The sequence below is a fragment of the Nocardioides sp. genome (genome assembly GCF_047602075.1).
Taxonomy (GTDB): Bacteria; Actinomycetota; Actinomycetes; order Propionibacteriales; family Nocardioidaceae; genus Nocardioides.
This window is the reverse complement of the sequence record NZ_JASGIF010000002.1, coordinates 271,878-289,097: the sequence shown is the minus strand read 5'-3', so window position 1 is coordinate 289,097 and position 17,220 is coordinate 271,878. Positions and strand designations below refer to the sequence as shown.

Genomic DNA, 17,220 nt, shown 5'->3' with positions numbered 1-17,220 from the left:
CGCGAGATACCAGGCGGGGTTGCGCGAGGTGCCAGGCACCTCCCGGGTCAGGCGCGGTCGGGGTCGATGATCTTGGCGACCGCGGCCTCGATGGCGGCAAGCTCGTCGTCGGGAAGCTTGACGCCGAGGATGGTGGCCCAGGCGGGGGCCACGATCTCGTCGTAGATGTGGCCGTGGCCGGGCGGCACCGAGTTGGCGCCTAGCTGGTCGAAGCTTCCCTGCAGCCAACTGACCACCGGGAATGCGTTCATCCGGGGATGGATGTCCGGACCGCGTGGGTCCAGCCATTCACGGCGGCTGATCTTCCAGGCGACGATCGGGTCGGACTGGTGGACCAGGTAGATGATCCGGTTATCTGTCTTCCAGGTAAGCGTGGGGTCGGTGAGGTCGGCGGCGTCGTCGACTGTTCGGGCCATCGCCCCGTCTTGGTAGCGCGGCTTCCAGATCGGTGACCCCGGGTCACGGCGTTCCTGAATGCGCTGCCAGGTCGGCTCGAAGTCGGGTGGCCCGATCATCAACGCACCGTCGGTGGTGGTGGCGATGTCCTCCACGCTGGTGAAGGCACTGCCGGTGGAGTAGGCCCCGAGGCTTTCGCCGAAGACGTAGAGCTGCGGGCGTTTGTCGGCTGGCATCGAGGCCAGCTCGACCCGGATCGCGGTGAGCAGCTCGGCGGCGTTCTCCTGGGCGCGGCTGCGGTCCACGAGATAGGACATCCAGCTGGGCAGGTAGGAGTACTGCGTGGTGACGATCGCGACGTCACCGTGCGTGACATACTCCAGCGCCGCCGGTGGCTGCGGGTCGATCCAGCCGGTGCCGGTAGTGCCTGCGACGGCCAGCACGCTCCGGTCGAAGCCGCCGAGGTCGTGCAGCTCCTTGACGGCGAGCTGCGCCCGCTCCGCGGCTGAGTCGGCGGCCCGCAGGCCGACGTACGCCCGCACCGGCTCGACGGCGTCTGTGGCGCCGGTGACCTCGGTGATGTCGGCCGCGGTCAGCCCGCTGGAGACGAAGTAGCGGCCCTCTCGGCTGAGCTGGTCCCAGGCAACGTCGGAGCGCGGACCTCCGGAGCGGAACTGCGACTCCGGGTTCGACACGCCCTCCTTGTCGCCGGCCGCATGCGCCGCGAAGACGCCGTCCGCCATGGTCAGCGCCCGGTCGACGACGACTCCGCGGGCGAGCTGCCAGCTGATGAAGGCGGTGAGCAAGATCGCGATGACGGCGGCCAATCGGCCGGGGAGCACGCGGCTCAAGGCGCGGTCGAGGGCCCGGCCCAGCAGACGGATCGCCCGCGCGACGAGCAGCCCGACGGCCACCACCAGCACTCCCAGCAGCGGGGCAATCAGCCACCACCAGGAGGCATCGCCGTCCATGCCCAACAACTCGCGCTGCTGGCTCTGCCAGCGCCGACCTAGCCATCCGCCGATCAGCAGGGCGACCGGGGTGGCGATCAGGAGCACCCGCCACAGCCAGCGGCGCAGCCGCTCGGGCAGGTCCGGCAGGCCGAGCGCACGCCAGACCCAGGCGAGGAAGGCTCCGGCGGCATACCCGACCAGGAAGCAGACACCCGCCAGCAGGACCTGCAACGGCCAGATCCGCGGGACCAACGAGGGGGTGACCGACGCGACCATCAACACTGCTCCCAGCAGCGCTCCGAGCAGGCTGGCCTGTCGGATCTTCAAGGGGCCGAGTCTCAGGTCCGGCCGCGACCCCGAGGTCTTGCCCACCGAAGGCGCAGCAGCCTCGGCCGGATCGGGGCTGGGCGTTGTCTCGGTGGCCACCGCGCAGAGACTACGGGATCGCGGGCACGGCTCGGAGAGGGCTCCGCTCAGTACGTGTACTAGGGCTGCACGGTCAAGAAGATGAACGCGGCGGCCAAGGTGAGGTGCAGGCCGGCCTGGAGCGGTTTGGCGCGACCCGGCACTACGGTGAGCACCGACACGAACCCGGTGGCCACGAGGAGCACCAGGTGCACCGGGTCCAGGCCGAGGTGCAGCGGCTGGTCGATCCAGATGGTGCTCAACGCGATCACCGGGATGGTCAGGCCGACACAGGCCAGGCAGGATCCGTAGGCGAGGTTGAGGCTGGTCTGCACGCGATCGGCGTACGCCGCCCGGGCCGCGGCCACCGACTCGGGACCGAGCACGACGATCGCGACCACCACTCCGACGAAGGCGTGCTCCAGGCCCAGCCTGGAGACGATCCGTTCGATCGGGGCCGACTCCACCTTCGCCAGCCCGACCACGGCCACCAGGGCGGCCACCAGCAGCGCGAACGCTGCCGTGGAGCTGCGCTGGCTGTCGACGTCGGCATGATCCTCGGCGTCGTCGGGCTCGATGCCGTCGCCCTCGTCTCCGTGGCCGGGAGTGGGCCCGGAGCCGGAGACGGCCTGCTTGACGGGAAGGAAGAAGTCGCGATGGCGGACGGTCTGGGTGAAGAGGAACAGCAGATAGACCGCGAGTGAGCAGACTGCGGCGAAACCAAGCTGGGCGGGGGAGAAGTCCGGACCCGATGTCGTGGTGGTGTATCTCGGCACCACGAAGCAGAGGATCACCAAGGTGAGTGCGGCCGACAGCGCGGCACCGGTGCCCTCGGGGTTGAACTCGGCCAGGTGGTGCCGCAGCGACGCGATCAGGATCGACAGACCCACGATGAAGTTCAACGTCAGCATCACAGCGGCGAACACGGTGTCCCGGGCCAGCGTCGAGACGTCCTTGTCCGCCGAGACGGTCAACGTGACGATGAGGGCCACCTCGATGACGGTGACCGCCACCGCCAGCACCAAGGACCCCAGCGGTTCACCCACCCGGTGGGCGATCACCTCGGCGTGATGCACCGCGGCCAGCACCGAGGCGACCAGGAGCACCGCGACCAACACCAACACGGGGGTGCTCAGGGAGCGGCCCCAGCTGAGCCCCAGCACGACCAGGCCGAGCAGCGGCACGACGACCGTCCAGTCGAGATGGCGACGCCAGGCCGGCCGCCCTCCGCTCGGGTCTGGTGCGGGCCCGTTGTCGGCTCGGCTGTGAGCCGCGCCATCCGCCCCGACCCCGCCCGCCTGATGCTCAGCCATGGCGCCCAGCCTGACAGGTAGGAGGCGAGGAACATGAACGCCAACCACTTCCCCAGCACCAACCACTTCAACTGCAGGGGCAAGGTCTTCGTCGTCACGGGTGGCGGCAACGGCATCGGACGAGCGGTCGTCCTCGGTCTGCTGCGCCGGGGAGCCGAGGTGGCCGACCGGATGAGCAGCCATGTCGTCGACATCTCCGATCGTGCCGCGGTCGCCGCGCTGCCTGACGCCGTACTCTCCCGGCACGGTCGAGTGGACGGCCTGCTCAACGTCGCCGGGGTCATCCAGCGCTTCGTCCCCTTCGCCGAGCTCCGCGGCACGCCCGTCGCGGTCACCGTCGTCTTCCCCGGTGGGGTAGCCACCCATATCGCCGACAACTCCGGCCCCGCCGCGCCTGGTGCCGGTGACAACAACGCAGAGGTGGCCGCCAAGCTGGCCACCCCGCAGTACGCCGCCCAGCAGATCATCGACGGGATGGAGAGGGGCAGCTACCGCGTGGTGATCGGCAAGGACGCCGCGATGACGGACAAGTTCTCCCGGATCGCACCCCAGCGGGCCACCGACACCATCGCCAAGAAGATGGCCTCGCTGCTGTCCTGACCCTCTGGCGGATGGGACGTCATGCTCTCCGGTCGCTCGGGCGGCCGCGCGGCATGACGTCCCGCGGATGAGGGAGTCCGTCGACACGGTCGATGAGAGGGCTCTCATCTTCGTCTCATCCCCGCCCCATCGGCGGGCTGCAGGCTGGGGACATCGAGGCGGAGCACCTGCGGCAGTTGCCCGGGACTGTCTCGTTAACCCCACGATGTCGACCACCAGGAGGAGTCATGTCCCCGATCACCCGCGCTACTGCCATCGCTGCCGGCGGCGCCCTACTCGCCACCCCGGCAGTGCTGTTCGCCGCCCCGGCGCATGCCGATGTCGAGAGGCACGGCAACTGCGGTGGTGGCACCTACGAGTTCTCCGTCGACCGTGAGGACAGCGGCCGCTACGAGGTCTCCCTCGATCTCGACCGGGTCAAGCCGGGCAGCACCTGGAAGGTCGTGCTGAAGCAGAACGGCAACCGCTTCTTCTCCGGCAAGCTGACCACCGACCACGAGGGCGACCTCGACGTCGAGCGGCACCGGGCGAACACCACCGGCAAGGACACGTTCAAGTTCAAGGCCAAGCGCGTCGGCCACTCCAGCAGCTGCTCGCGCACCATCACCGTCGCCTGATCCACGCCGGCCTGAACGATCCCGCGTCCCACCCCTGGCCGCCGTCGGAGACTCCTCCGGCGGCGGCCCCGGACGTCATGCGATCCGCCCGTCCGCCGCCGGGATGCTGGTCTGCGGTGGTGCTGGCCGACAGGGCGGCAACGACGGATGAGCATCGCCGTGGTCCGGGTCGTCGGCCGGGATGCTGGTCGCTGGTGGTCACTCCCGTCGCTGCTTTCACAAGGTATCTGGGTGGGCCTGCACTTCTCATTGCGTGTGCGCCGTGAGAGGTGACGCTTCATCCACTTACCTTGATGAAGCAGCGATCCGAGCGGCCCCCGGGAACCCAGCGGCAGGACTCGGGGGACGGGGCCATCGATTGGCCGCAAACGACATGCCGGATCGCGGTCTCGTTGCCGTTTGGGCCCAAACCGCAACCCCTCGACCCACCAGAGCCCCTCTCCCGCCTGCGATCCGCCATCCCGACACGGGCCCGTTCTAGTGGAAGTCGCGGGAGCGGTGCCGGGCACGCAGAGAGGCACCGGCATCGGGGTGGATCGTCTCGATCGGCGCCAGCTCGTCGGCGATCAGATTGGTGACGCCGTCGTGGCGCTCGAGGATCCCGCGGATCACCATGCCCGCGGCGTTGCGGGCGATCTGGGCGTGCTTCCCCCACAACCCGGCGGAGCAGACGACGTTGAGCATTCCGGTTTCGTCCTCGAGGTTGAAGAAGGTGACGCCGCCGGCCGTGCCCGGCCGCTGCCGGTGGGTGATCAGGCCGGCGACGTGCAACCGTCGCTTCGGCTCGGCGTGCGCCAGATCGGCGATCGCCCAGACCCCGCGCTCACGCAGGAGGGGACGCAGGTGACCGACCGGATGACTCGCAGGGGTGACCGACGTCGCCCACAGGTCGGCCAGGGTCACCTCAACCTCGTCCATCGTCGGCAGGGCCGGGATGGGCACGACGGTCGCGGTGCCCTCGAGCTGGTCCGGACTCTCGGTGTAGCCGGCGTTCCACAGCGCCTCACGCCGGCCCAGTCCCAAAGAACCGAATGCGCCGGCCGTGGCCAGCGCCTCCAACTGCCGGCTGTCCAGGCCGGCCCGGCGCGATAGGTCGACCATGTCGACGAACGGCCGCTCCTCCCGTGCGGCCACGATCCGGGCGGCGACCTCGGCACCAATACCGCGCACCGAGTCGAGCCCCAGCCGCACGGAGTACGCCGTGTCGCGGCGATGTTGCGGGGTGGGGTCGAGGGTGCCGTCAACGAACTCGGTGCGCCCAACATGGTCACCACGACAAGAATCCAGCCCCGTCGCCCGTGCCGTGCCCGGCGACTCACGATCCAGCACCTCCAGATCGGCCAACGCAGCAGAGCAGACGATGTCGGGGCGGCGTACTTCGACACCGTGACGGCGGGCATCCTGCACCAGCGACTGCGAGGAGTAGAACCCCATCGGCTGAGCACGCAGCAGCGCAGCCAGGAACGCGGCCGGGTAGTGCAACTTGAACCACGAAGAGGCATAGACGAGCTTGGCGAAGGAGAGCGCATGGCTCTCGGCGAAGCCGAAGTTGGCGAAGGAGAGGATCTTGTCGTAGATCGCGTCGGCGGCCTTGCCGACGATGTCGCGCTCCGCCATCCCGGCGTACAGCTTGTCCTTGATGCTCTCGATCCGCTCGATCCCCCGCTTGGAGCCCATCGCCCGGCGGAGCAGGTCGGCCTCGTCCGCGGTGCAGTCACCGAGCGTGCGCGCCATCGCCATCAGCTGCTCCTGGAACAGCGGCACCCCCTTGGTCCGCTCCAGGATCGGGATCAGGTCGTCGTGGTCGTAGGCGATCTCCTCTCGCCCGGTGGCCCGCCGGATGTAGGGGTGCACGGCGCCACCTTGGATCGGGCCGGGTCGGATCAGCGCGATCTCGATCGCCAGGTCGTAGAACTCTCGCGGTCGGAGCCGCGGCAGGGTGCCGATCTGGGCGCGGCTCTCGACCTGGAAGACACCGACCGAGTCGGCCCGGCAGAGCATGTCGTAGACCGCCGGTTCCTCTTTGGGGATGGTGGCCAGCGTCCACTCCTCACCGAGGTGGTCAGAGACGATCCGCATCATGTGGTCCAGGGCGGAGAGCATGCCCAGCCCGAGCAGGTCGAACTTGACCAGTCCCATGAACTCGCAGGCGTCCTTGTCCCACTGCAGCACCGTGCGGTCGTCCATCCGGGCCCGCTCGATCGGGCACACCTCGCCGATCGGTCGCTCGGTGAGGATCATCCCGCCGGAGTGGATGCCGAGGTGACGTGGTGCGCCGAGCAACTGGTTGGCCAGCCCGACGACCGGATCGGGGATGCCGTGGTTGTCTCCCGCCTCCACCGCCTGCCAGCTGATGATCTGCTTGGACCAGGCGTCCTGCTGACCCGGGGAGTAGCCGAGCGCCTTGGCCGCATCCCGGATCGCCAGCTTGGGCCGGTAAGTGATCACGTTGGCGACCTGGGCGGCGTTGCGTCGGCCGTACCGCTCGTAGACCCACTGGATGACCTTCTCGCGCCGATCGGAGTCGAAGTCCACGTCGATGTCGGGCTCTTCGTCCCGGGTCTCGGAGATGAACCGCTCGAACGGTAGCTCATAGAAGACCGGGTCGATCGCGGTGACCCCGAGGGCGTAGCAGACCGCTGAGGCGGCCGCCGAGCCCCGTCCCTGGCACAAGATCCCCTCCGAGCGCGCGAACGCGACGATGTCGTGCACGATGACGAAGTAGCCGGCGAAGTCCTTCCGCTCGATGACCTCCAGCTCGTGCTCGACCCTCGCGCGCGCCTTCCTCTCCAGACCTGTCCCGCGATAGCGCTCCGCGAAGCCGCGCGCCACCAGGACCCGCAGCCAGCTCATCGGGGTCTCTCCCTCCGGGATGTGGCGCTTGGGCAGACGGGGGGCGGCCTTCTGCAGGTCGAAGCTCACCTCCCGCGCGATCTCCACGCTGCGGGCAACCACGCCGGGATAGCGGGCGAACCGCTCCACCATCTCGTCACCGGACCGCAGACAGGCACCGCCCCAGGCCGGCAGCCAGCCGTTCATCTCGGTCAGGCTGCGCCTTGCCCGGATCGCCGCCATCGCATCGGCCAGCCGGTGGCCTGCGGGGGTGGCGTAGTGCACGTTGCCGGTGGCGACCGCTCGGAGACCTAGGTCGTGAGCAAGCGCGAAGAGCGCGTCGTTGACGGCGCTGTCGTCGGGGTAACCGTGGTCGGTCAGCTCCACCGCCACGCTGTCGCTGCCGAACCGGTCGACCAGGTCGGCGATCTCCGCGCGGCTGCGCATCCCCTTGCGGCAGCCGGTGAGCAGCAGCCAGTGGCCACGACCCTGGTCGGTGAGCTCGTCGAGGTCGTACGCCGGCCGCCCCTTCTCGTCGCCGCGCAACTGAGCCTCGGTGATCGCGCCGGCCAACCGGTGATAGCCCTCGACCCCTCTAGCCAGGACGAGCAGGTGTCGACCTTCGGGATCCGCAACGCCGTTCTGCGGCCGGGTCAGCCCGAGTGACAGCTCCGCGCCGTACCCGGTCTGGAGATCGGGATACTTCTGCGCGACCTCGGCGAACAAGGGGGCGCCGTAGAACCCGTCGTGGTCGGTGAGCGAGAGGCCGACCAGCCCGAGCCGGACCGCCTCCTCCACCAGGGTGACCGGACTGGCCGCGCCGTCGAGGAAGCTGAAGTGGCTGTGGCTGTGCAGCTCGGCGTACGGCGTGACCGGCCGGTCGGGCGGAGTCACCTCGGGGCGGGGCTGGTATTTCTTCCGACGACGCGGTCCCGGGCCGTCCTCGGGTGGGACCGAAATGCCGGAGAGCGTGCGCTCGTGCTGCCGCCATGAGGTCGGTGGGTTCTGCCAGCCCATCAGGCTCTCCTCGCTTCCCTAGTCATAGCTCGCCTCGATCCACCACTGGTCGTCCATGCAGACCATCAACCAGGCCCGGCCGTCGAAGCCGACCACCTGGAATCGGGCCACCCGACGCCGGTCCTCCTCCCACCACAGCTCGTCGACCGGCCACGGCCCCGCCCAAGCCGCGACCTGCTGCCACCTGTCCGGCTGTCCACCAGTCAGCCCGGCGGAGAACCGAGCCGGCGCCGAGGTCATCGCACCGCGGTCGCTGACCATCGGCACCCGGCCGTCGGCGCCCACCATCGCGGCCGGCAACGGCTCGGCGAAGATCCTGGTGGGTGCGGGGTCGGGCACGCTGCCCGGCCAGGGCAGCTCCCGCGGTCGCAGCCCGGTCGGCCGCTCCCCCCACGGGATCAACGCCTGCCGGTCCGCGGGGGCCCGACCGCCCTGCAGCACCGGGACGACCACGGCGTCATAGCCGAGCATCGCCTGCACTCGGGCGATGCCGCGCTCGGCGTCCTCGTCGGTGCCGCCCCAAAGCCCCTCGGCATGGGCGGCGCTGGACTCGATCGCCTCCGGGATCAGCCGCACCAGCCCGACCGGTCCGGGCAGTCGCTGCGCCGACAGTTGCCAGTGCACCCGGTCGATGAGGTCGGGAGCACGGAACCAGCGCACGTGTGCCCAGCTCTGGGCAGAGGCCGCCACCCCCTCACGCTCGACTCCCTCACATTCAACCTGGATCTCGACCCGGGTGCAGACCAGGTGGCGATCGGCCAGCTGGGCGACGAATTGGTCGGCGGTGCGACGCAGGCTGGAGCACACCGTCTCGACCGAGGCGAGCGGTGGCTCGAAGCCGATCTGGCAGACCAGGTCCGGTGGCGGGGTGCGCAGCGCCAGCGCAGCGTCGTCGTCCCCTCGGGCGAGGCGGTGGATCCGAGCACCTTCGGCTCCGAAGCGGGCGTGAACCTCGCGGCGGGGCAGCCCGGCGAGGTCGCCGAGGGTGCGGATGCCGAGACGTCGCAGCAGGCCGACCAGGTCGGGATCGTCCAATGCCTCGACCGGAAGCCCTTGCAGGAAGCCCGCCGAGCCGCCCTCCGAGACGATCAGGGTGTCCTGCGGCGCGGCCTGTCGGGCCGCCTGCTCCGCGGCGAACAGATTGTCGGCGACGCCGACGCGGCAGTCCCACACCCCGAGGTCGACCACCCGCTCGGCGATGATCGCCGCCGCCTCGACCTCACCGCCGTAGAACCGGTCGGGGACATGCAGGGCGAGCAGTCCCGGTCGCAGCAGGTCCACGCCCGGACGCAGCTCCTCGACAGCGGCGGCCACCGGCTCGAAGGCCCGCGCGTCTCGCTCCGGGTTGGCCTCGAGCAGGACCAGCTCGGGGCATCGGGACTGGGCGTCTCGCCGCCGCATGCCACGGCGTACGCCGTCAGCGCGCGCCGCACCGTTGCAGGCGACCACGGCGTTCTTCTCCAGCACCGCCGCCGGCAGCCGATCCGGGAGGCCCGCGTCGGCCAGCCCGGAGACCACCGGCCAGTCCGGGCACCAGAGCACCAGCACCCGCCTGACCTTCTGGCTACTGCTCATCCGGCGGCCTCGACTTCCTCCACCACCTCCGCGGCCGCCCCAGCCGGCACTGCCCGGATCGCACCATCGTCGTCAGGGAGCCACAGCGTGCCCCGCCGCTCCGACCCAGCTCCGCGACGTGCGGTGACGACTACCTGGCGAGACCGCAGCCGGCCGTCCCCTCGGCCGGGGCCCGTCCACTGGGAGGCGGCCACCGAGAGCCGCGCATCGCAACGCGGCCAGGATCCCCAGGCGACCAGCACGGTCCCCTTCTTGCGGAGCCGGGCGGACAGCCGGCTCGCCGTCTGCGCGTCAACCCGTCCCGGGGGGCGGAGCACGACGAGCGCTGCCGACTCCACCAGGGCCGCCGTCGCCTCAAGCCACTGCGGCCCCGGGTCGGGCACCAGCACCGTCCGGGCCAGGTCGACCCCGACCGCTGCCGCCGCCTCCAGGCCGAGGTCGGCCACCCCCACCACCGCTGTCCAGGCGCCCTGTCGGGACGGCCCCGCCATCAGCATCAGCGCCAGGCTCGCGGAGTCCACCTGATAGGTGCCACCGGCGTACAACCGCACCAGACCAGCCAGCGACGGATGGGTCGCCACCGGCTGCCGCCCGGCGCCCTCCATCCGGCTCACTCGGGCCCGCAGCATCTCGACGGTCTGCGCGACGGGCTGCACGGTCATCCTTCGATGATCGAACATATGTTCGATCCCGTCAATCCCGGTGCGCCCACCATGCGGGTGGTTGGCTGGCTACATGGCCAGCAAGTTCACCGAGCTCGCGATCGACTGCGCCGACCCCCCCCCCGCCTCGCCCAGTTCTGGTGCGCGGTCCTCGGCTACGAGGTGCAGGACGAGGAGGACGGCGTGGTCGCCATCGGCTCCCCGCTGGTGCCCGACGGGAAGGCCACCCCCGGCCCGGTGCCGCCGACGCTGACCTTCGCGTCCGTGCCTGGGGCCAAGACGATCAAGAACCGGCTCCACCTCGACCTCAACCCCACCGACAGGAGCCAGGCAGAAGAGGTACGCCGCCTGCTCGGCCTGGGCGCCCGCCATGTCGACGTCGGCCAGGGCGACCAGAGCTGGGTCGTCCTTGCCGACCCAGAGGGGAACGAGTTCTGCGTCCTGGCCACCCGCTGTCCGTGACCGGCAGCGCCAGCCGCGGATGCCGCGCCGTGAACCAGTTCGAGCGAACATCAGACTCGGCGTAGCTGATCGCAGCCCTATCCGAGGCACCCCTTGGCGTCATCTAGTGATTTGACCGAGGTGATCTGCGGACTCAACACCCAGCCCACAGCGACGCACATGCCTCCGGCGCAAATGAAGAGCGCCACGTGCGGCGTCAAGACGGTGAGCAAGAGACCCCCGAGCAGCCCTCCGAGCGCTGTGCCACCCCGCGTCAGCACCCGATTGGCGCCAAGGACGCGCGAGTACACATTCTCCGGCGTAACTGCGCGGTTGAGAGTCCCAGCAACCACGCCCGAAAGAAGGCTTCCAGCGCCCATGACCGCGAATGTCAGACACACCGCGGCGAAAGCGAGCCAAGAGTCTCCGATAAACGTCGGCACCAGGATGGTGGCAGCATCGGCAACGAGGAGAGCGCGCAAGATCGTGGGTCCTATGCCAATGCGGCTCGCCAGCTTTGGGCCGAGCTCGGAGCCGACCACGGCACCGAGGCTACTCGCTCCGAGGGCGATGCCGATCTGTGTTGGGGACCAGTGAAGTTCAGCGGCTGCATGCACCATGAAACCGACGATGAATGCCTGGTAGAAGACGTTGTAGTGCGCTCCTTCGAGGACGATCCGTCGGTTGACGGTGTTGCTCCAAGCGAACGACGCACCTTCTCTCAGCCTGCTCAAGAATGTTGCACGCGGGTCAGCACCCGTCGGCTCAAGTTCCGGAAGACGTCGAACGAAGAGGAACGAGACCAGGTACGTCATCGCATCGCCTGTCACTGCGCGAGCTGCTCCAGCGATCCCAATCAGCATCCCGGCAAGAGGTCTGCCGGCTACGTCTGCTGACTGCATGAGGCTCACTTGCCGGCTCCGGGCGGCGACAAGTTGGTCGAGACCGACAAGCCGAGGCAGATAGGACGTGCTTGCGAGGTCGCTGAAGACGGTGAGACAACCGACCACCAACGCCGCGAGAAGGAGATGAAGGAACGTCAGTAAACCAGCCATGAACGCGAGCGGAATGGTGAGAAGAACCGCAGCGCGACCAGCATCGCAAACGAGCATCAGGCGTCTCGGTCGCATCGCCTCGATCCACGTACCCGCTGGCACGCCGAGAACAAGGTTCGGAATAAGAGCAGCCGAACTGAGCGCCCCGACTTCGAACGCCGTGGAGTCAAGGACCGTCAACGCCACGAGCGGCAACGCGAGCTCCGAGATCCGGCTACCGAATGCCGACACCCCAGTAGCTGCTTGGAGCCACCTCACCTGGCGCGCGGCGTTGCCCAAGTGAGCGACGCTCACGACGCTCCCATAAGCGAGGTGAGTCGTTGCCGCGCAGCCGACGCCTCGACCCGTTGGTTGGTCCCTTTCGTGTTAGTCATTGCCCGAAGTTCGGAGATAAAGCGTTCGGTGAGTGCCTCAAGAGGTAGGTCGTCAGGGAGTGCCGAGGCCGCGGCCCGGATGTTGGACCTCAAGGCTGACCTCCCACTTCGGACCTTGGCAGTTAGCGACACGTGAAGTGAGTAGGTCTCTGAGCTCTGCGCTTGGTGAGGATGGGCAGCGGGCATTGAGAAAACGTCCCCGACACCAAGGATCATGTCATGTGCGACCGATGCGTCTCCTCGAAGCATGACTGGGCCCGCCACGTCGTTGCCTTCGACGTGGTCATAGACCTGCCAGCGTTTCTCGCCATTGCACTGGATGACGACCACGTGAACGGGATCCTGATGGAGCGGGAATGCGCCGAGTCCTGGCGGACTGAGAAATGCCATCGCGCCGATCTCAACGCCGGTTGCTCGCTCGACTAGGGCGACGATCTTGGCAAGGACTGGCCAGTATGCTTCGAGTTCGTTGAAAACAATGCTGGCACCCGCCTTAAGCAATCCTTCAACCTTCGGGATTTCTACGAATCCAGCGGACGGGGTGCCGTTTATGATCCGCTCGCCAGTGAACTCACTAGGCGATAGTGGCTTCCCACCCAGGGTCATTACCACGTGGGGAAAGCGTGCGCGCCCGTCGACGAGAATGTCAACTACATCGGCCATCGTCAGCGGCAGTGGGTGCGCTGCGCCCGGTAAGAGGTGACATGAAGTGTCATTGGATGCAAAGAACTCGGCCGCAATATCAGCCAACGTTTCTGTCGTCACTGTCGATAGTCCCATCGGATAGTCGGCATTCCCTTGCTGACGGCGTATGGCAGGTACGGCCTGGCCGCTGCCACAAACTCGTCAAGACTCGCGAATCCGCGCCTCAGGACTTCGTACCGGGTGACATCGGTTCCCCACCAAGACTTGAAGTGATGGAGGACGGTGATTGAAGCGATGTACTCTGGGCGTGCATTGGGCGCTGTAGTAGCCAACCTCTCGTTATAGACGCTCACTTCTGCCGCGAGTTCGATTGCATCCTGTTGGATTGGGAAGTCACCTGCTATCGCCTGCGCTGTTCGATACGTGTGACGCGCCAAGGCTCTAGCCACCAGCTCACCAGAACCCAAGGTCGCTTGTTCCAATGGGGAAAGATAGTGGGACAATCCCGCCGATTTGGCATTCTCATCCCAGGTAGGTTGCTGACCAAAAGAGCCACACCGGTCAATGAGCTCCACATCGCTCTCGACACCCCACGCTGACCTGAGCGCCGCGGCGCCGTAGTGCGCTACTGCCTCAGGGGCATTGCTGGCAAAGAGTTGCAGCACGTTGAGTGCTTGGCGTCGAGTCACACTGTTCGGTGCCAACGGCTGAAAGTCGGCCACCCAGTCGTATACGAGTTGAGGAAATCCTTCTGGCCTCCAATCGTTGTTATCCCGGGGACGGACAATCCAAGTGTCAAGAGACAAAGCGTTAAGCAATTGCCTAGCGTCCTCCTGCTTGGCGTTCCAGGGCTCTGTAATGAGCCACTCTCGGAATCGTTCAGCAGTACGGGATGTGAAGACGCCGGAGCGCTCGCATAGCCGAACGAGGTCTCGGGCTCTGCGGCGACCGAAGTGCAGCGACCGTGCGGTGGCCACGAACCCGGCAGCCTCAACGGCATTGAGTGTTCCGTCAAGTTCAGCGCGCTCAGCTGCAGCACGAAGGTTGACGAGTGGATCCGAATAGGAGATCCAACCCTCGTCAGCGTCACCATGCACGACGGCGACCTCATCGTCAGCGATAAGAGTCCCTGCGGCGTACGCTTCATAGACTTGACCGATGCCTCGCATGCCGAATCGGTTGAGTTCTGCCGCCCTGAGAGCACCCATACTCGATGCTCCGACCACACGGACGCCGCGCTCGATGAGATATAGAAGCTCCTTGTGTCGTACGGCGGAGGACTGGAAGAACAGCCCATCGATAATCGCGAGAGTGTCACCCTCAACAACATCAATCCGTAGTGGGTCGCCGTGGCTGACTGGAGGGTGGACTTCGGCGTTAGGAAGCCATTGGTAATGGAGGCACCGTGCGCTTGGACGCACAGCCGCATAAACGGGGATTCCGAGTTCATCCAGCCCGGTGTGGTCAACAATCCTGGTGATCCCAGCGCGCGTCAGCAGTGGTTGGATTCGCGCCCAGGTTTCATGCGGCGCTACAAGGCGGGATGTGGCGCGGTAGCAGTCAGCATGGCGCCCGGCGAGCGCCGAACGTGATCGAACGTCGGTAGTCATAACATGTAACTCTTGTCCTGGATCCGAGGGAGAGCGAGAAGATAGCTCGGAGAGGGCGGCGTCAAGGTCCAGTTGGCGCCGCCCTCAGAGAGTTCACCTCAGCCGCTGATGTGGTTCGCGCTGTAAGCGTTGTCCAACTCTTGGACGCTGTCTTCGAAGATGTCCTCCATGCCCTCCACCTCCCTCCGAAGCGACGTCGCGCCGTTCTCTTCCAGCGCGAGTTGGGAAGACGGTAGAATCTGTGACTGATGGTGTCAAGAGTTGTGACAACAGAGTCACAGATTGTTGAAGTTGGCGGGGAGATGGTGGACACAGACTTCAAGACTCGTCTGCGCGAGCTGAGGATCAGGCGCGGGCTCTCCCAAGGCGCTCTGGGCGGTAGCCGATACACGGCTAGCTACATATCGCTGCTTGAGAGTGGCCGCCGCCAGCCGACCACTGAGGTCGTCGGCTACCTTGCGTCAGCACTGGACGTCGCGCGCGAGGAACTCGATCCACCAGATGAACACAGCACCTCAACCGCGACAGAGTTGCTCGACCTCGAGCTGGACCTGAGCCAGTCCTGGCGGGGTGGTGCGTTGGATACGGTTCGCTCGGCCGCCGAAAAGCTCGCCGGGGCGGCCGCCGCCAACGACCGTTGGGACGTGTGGTGGCGTGCCTCTCTCGAGTTGGCTCACGTTGAGGCACTGCAGGGATCGACCGACGCGAGTATCACGCTGCTCAGGGAACTGGCGAGCCACGAGATCGTCGCCACCTCGGCTTCCATAGCCGCCGAGGCCCTCAATCTGACAACCGCCGTACTCACCTGGCAAGGCAGACTGGCCGAGGCACTCGAGTCCGCCCATGAGGCCGTGAGAGCGACGTCCACGATGCCGTCGGGCTCGTCGCGACGTGTCCGCGCAATTGCCAACTTGCTCACCGCCTACGTTGCCGTCGGAGACGCTGTCCAAGGACAGCGCCAGACCCAGGCTCTCAAGGCTGAGATCAGCGAGGTGGGTTCTGTGCAGGTCCGCGGCATTGCGCATTGGGCCGTCGGTGAATCCACGCTGCTTTCCGGTGCGATTGACGCCGGAGTTGAACATATCCGGGCCGCCCGTGCCCTTCTCTCGCCCGCGAACGACGCCGTCCTCTGGGGTCAGTTCCTGCGTACGGCGGCGTTCCACCTCGCGAGAGTCAACGCCGCACCCGAACTCCAGGACTTGATGACGCTGGTGGAATCGGCTCCACAGACGTATCTACCCAACGAACTCGCGATGGAAACGATGGCGCGGGTGATTGCCAACGCCGACCCGGCGAACCCGGCAGGGACAGCTGACCAATTGCTGGATACTGCCCGCCAGCTTCCGGAGTCACCGGTCCACATCATCGCGGAGATACATCTCCTTGCTGCGGCATACCTCCGCCGAGACGGCCAGCGTGGGCGCGCGGATGAAGTCGCTCGGGATGCAGCGGCCGCCTTCACACGGGTTGGAGCACCCTGGAGGGCCATCGCCGCCTATGAGCTCATGGCTGCTGACTAGCTAGTTCAGCCCAAGGGCCGCCAGGTTGCATGTCTCGCCCACACTGTGAGCAGGCGATGGGTTGAACCGACGTCCATCCCGGCCTCTTCTCCTCTTGAGGTTTCCCAACATCTCCCCGTCGGGGATGCTTGGTCGGATGGTCCGCTCTGAGCCGCTGCCGACGCGCTATCCGCTATCGACCGAGCGACTGCTCCTGCGCATCATGCGGAGCACCGACGCGGAGGCGTTCGCGGCCTACCGCAACGACCCCGAGGTCGCCCGCCACCAGCTCTGGGATCTGCCCTTCACCGAGCAAGACGCCCATGAGGTGCTCGACGACCAGGACGAGCTGACCGACCTGGTGATCGGCGGGTGGACCCAGATCGCGGTGGAGCGAGGCGGCGAGGTCATCGGCGACGTTTGCTGCGACATCGACGAGACCCGCGGGATCGCCGAGATCGGCTACACCTTGTCGCGAGCAGCCCAAGGGCACGGCTATGCGACCGAGGCAGCGGCGGTGCTGGCCGAGGATCTGGTCGAACGCATCGGCGTAGGCCGCCTCTACGGCGAGCTCGACCCGGTCAACGTCGCCTCCCAACGGGTGCTGGAGAACATCGGGCTCAGCTACGAATACACCACGAAGCGCTCCTTCCTCTGGCGCGGCGAGTGGAGCGACAACATGGGCTACGGCGCCACCGCTAAGGAGTGGCGAGCATGGCGTGACCGGCCAACCAGCCCGCCTGGCGACGTACGTCTGGTGCCGCTCACCACCACCGACGCCGAGGCCTACGGCGCCCTGCGCACCCACCATTCCCAGGAGCGGTTCGTGGCCCCGATGGCCGACAGCTTCGCCGACGCCCTCTTCCCCGAAATCGTCAACGGAGCACCGGTCGTGCCGCGGATGTACGGCGTCGAGGCGGACGGGGAGCCGGTGGCATTCGTGATGATCGCGGAGGTGACCCCGGCCCACCCCGAGCCGTTCTTGTGGCGGCTGCTCGTCGACCGCCTCCACCAGCGGCGCGGCATCGGCACCCGCGCGCTGGACCTGCTCCGCGACGTCCTGCTCGCCGAAGGCTGCGAGACCCTGCAGACCAGCTGGTACGACGCCCCGGGCGGCCCGCGCGGCTTCTACCTGCGTCACGGGTTCGTCGAGACCGGGGAGATGCTGGGCGAAGAGACCATCGGTCGGCTGGTCCTGACCGACCGGGATGCCTGATCTCCTGCGC

The 17,220-nt window shown here is 67.4% G+C and carries 13 protein-coding genes; 5 read left to right on the top strand and 8 right to left on the bottom strand.

Features of this window, described 5'->3' with window-relative positions; translation table 11 throughout:
- Positions 1–47 precede the first annotated feature (47 nt).
- On the bottom strand, positions 48–1,775 hold the full coding sequence (locus tag QM714_RS14105; RefSeq protein WP_415101625.1) for an alpha/beta hydrolase: 1,728 nt from the start codon (positions 1,773–1,775) through the stop codon (positions 48–50).
- A gap of 59 nt (positions 1,776–1,834) precedes the next feature.
- Positions 1,835–3,067: a calcium:proton antiporter gene (locus tag QM714_RS14100; protein WP_415101623.1), complete on the bottom strand. Its 1,233-nt coding sequence runs from the start codon at positions 3,065–3,067 to the stop codon at positions 1,835–1,837.
- Positions 3,068–3,100: 33 nt separating this feature from the next.
- Here QM714_RS14100 and QM714_RS14095 point away from each other — a divergent pair, with 33 nt between their 5' ends.
- Both QM714_RS14095 and QM714_RS14090 read left to right on the top strand, forming a co-directional pair.
- On the top strand, positions 3,101–3,667 hold the full coding sequence (locus tag QM714_RS14095; protein WP_415101621.1) for an SDR family NAD(P)-dependent oxidoreductase: 567 nt from the start codon (positions 3,101–3,103) through the stop codon (positions 3,665–3,667).
- A 227-nt stretch (positions 3,668–3,894) separates the two neighbouring features.
- Complete coding sequence (locus tag QM714_RS14090; RefSeq protein WP_415101619.1) at positions 3,895–4,284, top strand: hypothetical protein; 390 nt, start codon at positions 3,895–3,897, stop codon at positions 4,282–4,284.
- 477 nt (positions 4,285–4,761) lie between these two features.
- Here QM714_RS14090 and QM714_RS14085 read toward each other — a convergent pair whose 3' ends face one another.
- Genes QM714_RS14085 through QM714_RS14075 form a run of 3 tightly spaced genes read right to left on the bottom strand, consistent with a single transcriptional unit; the run spans position 4,762 to position 10,370 of the window.
- Positions 4,762–8,133: an error-prone DNA polymerase gene (locus QM714_RS14085; RefSeq protein ID WP_415101617.1), complete on the bottom strand. Its 3,372-nt coding sequence runs from the start codon at positions 8,131–8,133 to the stop codon at positions 4,762–4,764.
- Between the two features lie 18 nt (positions 8,134–8,151).
- Positions 8,152–9,708, bottom strand: coding sequence for a DNA polymerase Y family protein (locus QM714_RS14080; RefSeq protein ID WP_415101615.1), 1,557 nt, complete (start codon positions 9,706–9,708; stop codon positions 8,152–8,154).
- Positions 9,705–10,370, bottom strand: a complete 666-nt coding sequence (locus QM714_RS14075) for a hypothetical protein (RefSeq protein WP_415101613.1) — start codon at positions 10,368–10,370, stop codon at positions 9,705–9,707. Before QM714_RS14075 ends, QM714_RS14080 begins: the two co-directional genes overlap by 4 nt.
- 18 nt (positions 10,371–10,388) lie before the next feature.
- Here QM714_RS14075 and QM714_RS14070 point away from each other — a divergent pair, with 18 nt between their 5' ends.
- A complete protein-coding gene (locus QM714_RS14070; protein WP_415101611.1) occupies positions 10,389–10,832 on the top strand; it encodes a VOC family protein in 444 nt (147 codons plus the stop codon).
- A 77-nt stretch (positions 10,833–10,909) separates the two neighbouring features.
- On the opposite strand, the gene QM714_RS14065 is transcribed toward QM714_RS14070, so the two are convergent.
- From QM714_RS14065 to QM714_RS14055, 3 genes are all read right to left on the bottom strand, one after another.
- Complete coding sequence (locus tag QM714_RS14065; RefSeq protein ID WP_415101609.1) at positions 10,910–12,160, bottom strand: MFS transporter; 1,251 nt, start codon at positions 12,158–12,160, stop codon at positions 10,910–10,912.
- Entirely contained in the window at positions 12,157–12,903 is a 747-nt protein-coding gene (locus QM714_RS14060; protein WP_415101607.1) for a JmjC domain-containing protein, read from the bottom strand. Before QM714_RS14060 ends, QM714_RS14065 begins: the two co-directional genes overlap by 4 nt.
- Before the next feature lie 98 nt (positions 12,904–13,001).
- Positions 13,002–14,495: a TfuA-like protein gene (locus QM714_RS14055; RefSeq protein ID WP_415101605.1), complete on the bottom strand. Its 1,494-nt coding sequence runs from the start codon at positions 14,493–14,495 to the stop codon at positions 13,002–13,004.
- A 248-nt stretch (positions 14,496–14,743) separates the two neighbouring features.
- Between QM714_RS14055 and QM714_RS14050 the strand changes: the two genes are divergently transcribed.
- Both QM714_RS14050 and QM714_RS14045 read left to right on the top strand, forming a co-directional pair.
- Positions 14,744–16,015 (top strand): helix-turn-helix transcriptional regulator, encoded by a 1,272-nt coding sequence (locus tag QM714_RS14050; RefSeq protein WP_415101603.1) that lies wholly within the window; start codon positions 14,744–14,746, stop codon positions 16,013–16,015.
- 136 nt (positions 16,016–16,151) lie between these two features.
- Positions 16,152–17,210: a GNAT family N-acetyltransferase gene (locus QM714_RS14045; protein WP_415101601.1), complete on the top strand. Its 1,059-nt coding sequence runs from the start codon at positions 16,152–16,154 to the stop codon at positions 17,208–17,210.
- Positions 17,211–17,220: the final 10 nt, after the last annotated feature.